The organism is Desulfobaculum sp. (assembly GCF_054921475.1).
The window spans coordinates 1-6,229 of sequence record NZ_JBUDSW010000224.1 but is presented as its reverse complement, the minus strand read 5'-3'; the positions used below and the strand labels follow the sequence as shown (position 1 = coordinate 6,229).

The 6,229-nt window shown below is 61.7% G+C and carries 6 protein-coding genes, 1 tRNA gene and 1 other RNA gene; 2 read left to right on the top strand and 6 right to left on the bottom strand.

Translation table 11 applies throughout. The features are described from left to right. Positions 1 to 34: 34 nt before the first annotated feature. From uvsE to ACY69P_RS13160, 3 genes are read right to left on the bottom strand one after another with little or no spacing between them, the layout of a single operon-like run. Complete coding sequence (gene uvsE / locus ACY69P_RS13170; RefSeq protein ID WP_462327801.1) at positions 35 to 961, bottom strand: UV DNA damage repair endonuclease UvsE; 927 nt, start codon at positions 959 to 961, stop codon at positions 35 to 37. Between the two features lie 12 nt (positions 962 to 973). Then, positions 974 to 1,585: a TIM44-like domain-containing protein gene (locus ACY69P_RS13165; protein ID WP_459899043.1), complete on the bottom strand. Its 612-nt coding sequence runs from the start codon at positions 1,583 to 1,585 to the stop codon at positions 974 to 976. A gap of 27 nt (positions 1,586 to 1,612) precedes the next feature. Further along, positions 1,613 to 2,008, bottom strand: coding sequence for a response regulator (locus ACY69P_RS13160; RefSeq protein WP_459899045.1), 396 nt, complete (start codon positions 2,006 to 2,008; stop codon positions 1,613 to 1,615). A gap of 162 nt (positions 2,009 to 2,170) precedes the next feature. Between ACY69P_RS13160 and ACY69P_RS13155 the strand changes: the two genes are divergently transcribed. Further along, entirely contained in the window at positions 2,171 to 2,704 is a 534-nt protein-coding gene (locus ACY69P_RS13155; RefSeq protein ID WP_459899047.1) for a hypothetical protein, read from the top strand. Positions 2,705 to 2,841: 137 nt separating this feature from the next. On the opposite strand, the gene ACY69P_RS13150 is transcribed toward ACY69P_RS13155, so the two are convergent. Together ACY69P_RS13150 and ffs are read right to left on the bottom strand one after the other, a co-directional pair. Further along, positions 2,842 to 3,624, bottom strand: a complete 783-nt coding sequence (locus ACY69P_RS13150; RefSeq protein WP_462327800.1) for a DUF4198 domain-containing protein — start codon at positions 3,622 to 3,624, stop codon at positions 2,842 to 2,844. 574 nt (positions 3,625 to 4,198) lie between these two features. Beyond that, positions 4,199 to 4,294: signal recognition particle sRNA small type (gene ffs / locus ACY69P_RS13145), an RNA gene on the bottom strand. A gap of 139 nt (positions 4,295 to 4,433) precedes the next feature. Between ffs and ACY69P_RS13140 the strand changes: the two genes are divergently transcribed. Further along, positions 4,434 to 5,630, top strand: a complete 1,197-nt coding sequence (locus ACY69P_RS13140; protein WP_462327799.1) for an SGNH/GDSL hydrolase family protein — start codon at positions 4,434 to 4,436, stop codon at positions 5,628 to 5,630. 78 nt (positions 5,631 to 5,708) lie between these two features. On the opposite strand, the gene ACY69P_RS13135 is transcribed toward ACY69P_RS13140, so the two are convergent. Further along, positions 5,709 to 5,798 (bottom strand) — tRNA-Ser (locus ACY69P_RS13135). Positions 5,799 to 6,229 lie beyond the last annotated feature (431 nt).

Below are 6,229 nucleotides of genomic sequence, written 5' to 3'. Positions count from 1 at the left end.
CGAAGGGGCAGGGCCGCGCCGCCCCGCGCGTGGGTCACTTTTCGTGGGACCAGCCCGCAAGGCAGTGCGCCCCGGCGAGCACGCGCTGGACGTGCAGGGCGGCGTCTTCTTTGGCTTTGGCCTCCACCATGAGGTCGGCGTCAAAGGTGAGCGTGGAGCACAGGTCCATGATGTCGGCATCCTCGATGGTGTCCGCGTGTTTGCCTGTTCGCGCGCCAAGCATCTGCGACGAGAGGTGGACCTTGGGGCGGCCATGCTCCGGGGAGTGCGCCCACAGGGCGGCGGCGCGGCCCAGCAGTGCGGGCAGGTCGTCGCAGGGCAAGAGCCGGTGGTGGAAGATATCGAAGACGGGCGGCGTGCCCGTGCGTTCACAGAGTTGAACAATGGCGTCGAAGGCGTAGGTCTTTTCGTCGTTTTCCAGCACCAGTCTGCGGCGCAGATGCTGAGGCAGAGCAAGGATGGCGTCGCCCATGCGCGTCAGGGACGCTTCTGGTTCGCCGTAGGCCGCCCCGCCATGCAGAATGACCTTGTGGCTGGGGTCAAGGCCCATCAGGTCCAGCACGCGGCAGGAGTAGGCCAGTTCGGCCTGCGCGCTGGTTCGCACGTCCTCGCGCGGGGAGTTGAGCACGGCATATTGGCCGGGATGCATGGAAAAGCGAAAGTCCTTGGCGGCGTACTCCGCGCCGATGGCGGCAAGCAGCGGGGCGAGGGGCGTTTCCCAGTCGAACTCCGGGTTGCCGAGGACGGCGGGGTGCGAGGCAAAGGGCACAAGGCTTTGCCCAAGGCGCAGCATGCGAAAGCCGCGCGGCTCCATCCATTCTAGGATGGCGCGCATTTCGCGGATGTTGCGCTCTGCGGCGTCCAGCAGGCGCTGCGGGGAAAGGCTGGAAAGACGGAAGGTGCGGTTGGTGGACAGGCCGAGCCCGCGTGTGACGCAGGCCCAGCCGATGCGGTGAATCATATTGGGAATGTCCTACTGCTTGGACTGGTAGGTGTCCTCGACCTTTTGCATGGCGTCCAGCTTCCAGTGGGAGTGCGGATCGTCCGCGCCGCAGACGAACTTCCAAACGTCCTGCACTTTTTTGGTTTCGCTGTCTGCGCCCTCGCGCAGGGTGACGTCGAAAAGGACCGTGGCCTCCTGCGTGACGCCGTCGTTGCGGCGTTCTACGAGGCTGGCGTTCACCAGCAGCAGTTCCGCACGGGGCGGGCGGGTTTCCTCCTCGGCGCGGCGGAGGAACTCCTCATGCGCGCGGGGGGTGGTGAAGTGGACAAGGTCGTCAAGGTCGCGCGCGTCCCACGATTCGCGGATGCGGGCATAGGCCATCTTGGCCCCGGAGAGGAATTCCTTGGGGTCGAAATCGCCGCGCAGGGCTTGTGCGCGGTTTTCCGGCTCTTCGTCTTCGTCCGGTTCGTCGCGGAGCATGTCCCACGCGCGTTCGGCGCGCTTGTAGGCATCCGTGGCACGGCGCTTCATTGCTTCATCCTGTGCGGAGTCGTCACCGTCGTGCTTCTTCGCGGCCAGAAAGCGCAAAAGCAAAAAGATGCAGATGATGATAAGAAGAATGTCGAGAGGTGTCAGCAGCATGGACGGTCCTTGGACGGTTGGGATGTATTAAAGGAGGCCAAGGTTCTTGAGCAGTTTCAAGAACAGTTCGCGGTCGATGGGTTTGGGGACGTACGACGTTGCCCCGCCTCGATAATAGGCTTCCACCACATTCTGCGGGTCGTCAAGGGCGGTGGTCATGACGATGCGTGCTTCATTGGCTTGACTGATGCCGTGCTCGTGTTCCAGTTTACGGATGGCTTTCAGCGCCTCCTGTCCGTCCATCTCTGGCATCATGATGTCCAGACAGATGAGGACGTAGGGGGCGTCATCGGCAAGGGCCTGGCGGACGGCGTCTATGGCTTCCTTGCCATTTACCACCGTGTCCACACTACCGTATGGTTCCAAAATGCGTTCCAGCAGTTTGCTGCTGGTAAAGTCATCTTCAACGATGAGCACTCGCACGGTGAACTCCAACTGAGGTTTAAATCATGCACAGCGATTGTTTTACCGGATTATGCCATGCAAGGCGCAGGAAGTACAATGGGCAATTTTCCCAGAGGCGTCAGGTAGGCATTTTCCCGTCTGGGAGAAGCGCAGGTGCCCCGGGCGGAGTAGGGGCAGCACATGGCGCGCATTGATACCGAGGCGCGGGTGCGTACCCAGTGCTTTCTTGGCGCGTGCCTCGCCGGTGGCGCGGCCGGAGTCATGGGCGTGGCCTATGGCGACGTGTCGCAAGGGTACTTTGTATCGGGAGTGCTCGGGGCGTTTTTCGTTTTGCTTGCAGGGCATGGTGGCGGATTTGCCGGTATGCTGGTGTCCGGCGCGTGGACTTGGATGCGCCACAAGCAGGTGCCGGACTACGCAACCGACGGCGTGATGCTGTTTGGCGCGTTTGGCGCGTTTTTGGGCATCGTTGGCGGGTTGGTGGCCGGACAGTGGTCCGAACTGCGTCTGTGGGCGTCCTGCGGGGCGCTTGGGGGCGGCGTGCTGGCCGGGTTGTCCGGTGGTGTGGCGGATATGATGTTTTGGCTGCTGGTTGTGGAGCGTCTGCCTGCCGCGCGTGCCGGGAGGCCCCAGCGGCGGCTGCTTGGCAGCCAGCGCATGGACCCCGGCGCAGTGCCGCCACCTGCGCAGGATGATGACGACACCTCTTCATAATGCCGAGAAGGGCGACGCCCTTCCCCTGTGAGAACGTGTAGACCCCGCAAGCCATGAGGCTTGCGGGGTCTCTTTTGGGGGGCTGTGGGCGTCAGTCGCGGGCGAGTGGGAGCCCGCGGTGGGAGACGCGTACGGAACTATTTCCAGCCGTGCATGTAGGTCCAGAACACAGCGCCGAGCTCAATGCCCTTCTGCTTGCCCTTGTCCGGGCCGTCGGGGGCGGGCATGGTCTTGTCGCCTTCGGTCAGTGCGGCAAAGCCCCACCAGCCTTCCTGCGGGCAGACAAAGGAGAAGACGCCGTTTTCATCAGCCATGGTGACGGCGGTTTCGTGGTAGTCTGTGGGGGTTTCAAAGCGGCCCTTGTTGTAGAGCTCTACCTCGACGGTTGCGCCGGGGACGGGCTTGCCGTCACGCAGGACGCGGCCGGTGAAGATGCCGCCGGCGTAGTTGCCGAAGGGGCGGGTTAGGGGCACGATTTCGGTCTTGAGGCCGATGGGGGCGTCCCAGCCCTCGTCGCCGCCGTAGGCGGGCACGCTGACCTTGGTGTAGTGGATGATGAAGCAGTCTTCAGCGGGCTCCCAGTAGGGCTTGGGCTCCATGAAGAAGGAGTACACGCCGGGGCGCTTGAAGGTGTAGTCCGCCTTCCACGCGGTGTGGTCCATCACGCTGGTTTTGTGCAGGGTCCCGCTCAGGTCCGTAACGGTTCCGTCGAAGGCGACGCCGAACCGTGCGGGCTTGACCAGCTCCATGCCTTGTCCCGCAAAGGGATGGGAGAAGGAACACGTTACGCCGATGGTCTTCTGATGCATGGTGGCGTCCGGCTGGGACGGGATAACCATGCCGAAGTGCGCAAAGGCCGTTCCGCACAGGCACAGAGTGAGGGCAAGAGCCGTTACAACACGAGAAACATACCGAAACATATCGCCTCCTTGAATGTGAAACCGTTTCGCACTGCATACGATAATTTAAATTGTATGTAAATGGTGGCTCAAAATTAATAGCGGTATGAACGATACGCTGAAATCCTACGGCAGAGTAGGAGATTAACGCATCGGGGTGAGAAATGGATGCGAGAGATATAGGTGGGGCGCTTAAAAAAGTTGCGGGGCAGAGGCAAGGGTGAGGCAAGCAGCAGGGGATGGAAGGTGGGGGGAACCTCGATATACAAGCGCACAAGAGGCGCGCGCCGCAAGGAAATGGAGAGCGTTTGTGACGCACTCTGTGGTGTGTGCTTTGGTGACGTAGGGTGTTGCAGGGAGGCACTACGGGGGAGAGTGAGGCAACGGTCCAAGCTGATGGCTTTTTTTAGTGGATGGAGCAAAAAAAGGGAAAAAGGGGGGCGCATCGCTGTAGGGCGCTGTGGGGGAAGGCATTTTGGCTGAAGAGAGAGCAGACTGAAGAGGCGGCATTTGCAGTGAAATGGCCTCGGGAAACATGCGGCGGTGAGCGCGTGCCGCATAAACGAGAAATGCGCCAATCCTTTCGGATTGGCGCATTTTAGGGAAACCAGGCACCCAGAAACAACCGTTGCCGCTGCTCCCTTTCGGGCCTGACGGAGTTGGCGGCGTCCCTGCCGCCCGGTTTCCCTCGCGGACTGGCTTTATTGCTGATTTGTGCGGTACTGTCAAGGGATGATTTGTGAGAGAGTGGCGAAAGAGCGGCGCTTGGCAGGGCGCGCAGTGGTGCGGCCACAACGCGGCGCGGGCACAGCACGGGCAGGAGCAGTCAAGTGACACGGGCAAGTCAGCAAAAGCTCTCCGGATGGAGAGTGGTGTGCGTTATTCTCATGGCGGCGGGGGGGCTTCTCGGCGCGATAGAAATTGGGCTGCGCCTTGGCGGGTATGGAGATTCGCGCCTTCGTGCGCAGTTTCCGCAGACGCACGAGCACGTGCGTGAGTTGCAGTGCATCTACGCCGACCTTGGCGCGCGGGCCGTGCGCGAGGCCGGGACAGTGCTGTATCGCTACAAGCCCGTCACCACGGCGCTGTACTCCATCAACAGCCTCGGCATTCGCGCGCAGGACGTGCCGCCTTCCAGGCCGCCGTGCGCCTTTCGTGTGATGGTCATGGGCGGGTCCACAGTGTGGGGGCCGCGTGTGGCAGACAACGCCACCATCCCCCAGCGGCTTGAAGTCCGCCTTCGCGCCGCGCTTTCCGCGCACCATGTGGAGGTCTACAACTGCGGCGTGGAGGGATTTCTCTTTCAGCAGGAGGTCGCCCTTGCGCAGCGCCTTGCGGACCGCATTCAGCCGAATCTGGTCATCTTTTACCACGGGGCCAACGACGTGCGCTCGGCTTTCCTGTACGGATACCAGCGCCTCACACCATTTGAGGAAGACTCCGAGACCTATTTTGCCCGCGGGCGTCAGCGCGGCATGACCAGCCGGGTGTGGGATGCCATTATGGCTAGCCGCCTCGCGCGCCTTGCCCGTGATGTCAGGCGCAGCATCATGCAGTGGGTTGGGCCCGGAAAAGGCGCCACCTCGTCTGCACGGCCTCCGCGGACCATGCTCAGCCACCGGCAGAAGCAGCAGCGGCGCAACGAGCTCGTAGCAGGCTACGCGAGCGATATGGCCGCCGTGGAAGCCTTTTTCGCCAAGCGCGGCGTGCCCGTGCTCTTTCTGCTCCAACCACGGCTTGCCACAAAGGCCACCAAGACAGAGCTTGAGCGCGAGTACGAACAAGACTTCGAGACCGCCAATCCCGGCTTTGCCGATTTTGTGGCCGCCACCTACAGTGCGCTTCAGGGGCGATTGCCAGACGTCGTGGACCTTTCAGGCATTTTCGACGCCGAGGAGGGCGAGATTTATTGGGATGTGGTGCACGTGAACCCCAAAGGGAATGATATCGCCGCGGAAGCGATTTTTCACGTATTGGAGGACAAGGGGTTGCTTGCGCATCGGCGGCGCAAGGGCGCCACGCGGTAAGGCACGGGGGATTGGGCACATCCGGCCCGTTCGTAGGCAATAAAAAAGCCCCGGCAGAAGCCGGGGCTGTATATTCGCTGGCGGAGAGGAGAGGATTTGAACCTCCGGTACCTTTCGGTACACACGCTTTCCAGGCGTGCTCCTTAAGCCGGACTCGGACACCTCTCCGCGTCGAGAGAGGCATACTTAAAGAAAACAGCGGCGCTTGGCAAGGGAAAAGTGACAAAAAGTCCACATTCACCGTGAAATTGTGGCAGGAGGGGCGCGCCGCGAGCGGGGCAGGGAGGCTGTGCATGCTGTAGGGGGGAGGAAAGGGGAAAAGGCATGCTCCGCAGGCTCAAGGGGCGTGCCCCCTTGAGAATCCCATTTGCGCACATGCCGGTTGCCTTTGAATGGGTCGGCCGTCACCCCTGACGGCTCTCGTCCGTGTGGATGGGAGCGATTTTATTGGGGGGGGTATTGGTGGTTCGGCCCAAGCGGTGAGAATCCCCGTTTGGGGTGGTTGCAAGAAAAGACAGAAGGCAAAAGACCCCGCCCACCCCCTTATTTTCAGGAGCGGCTTCCGCTCCTGAAAATCCTAAGGATTGTTAAGGAAATTA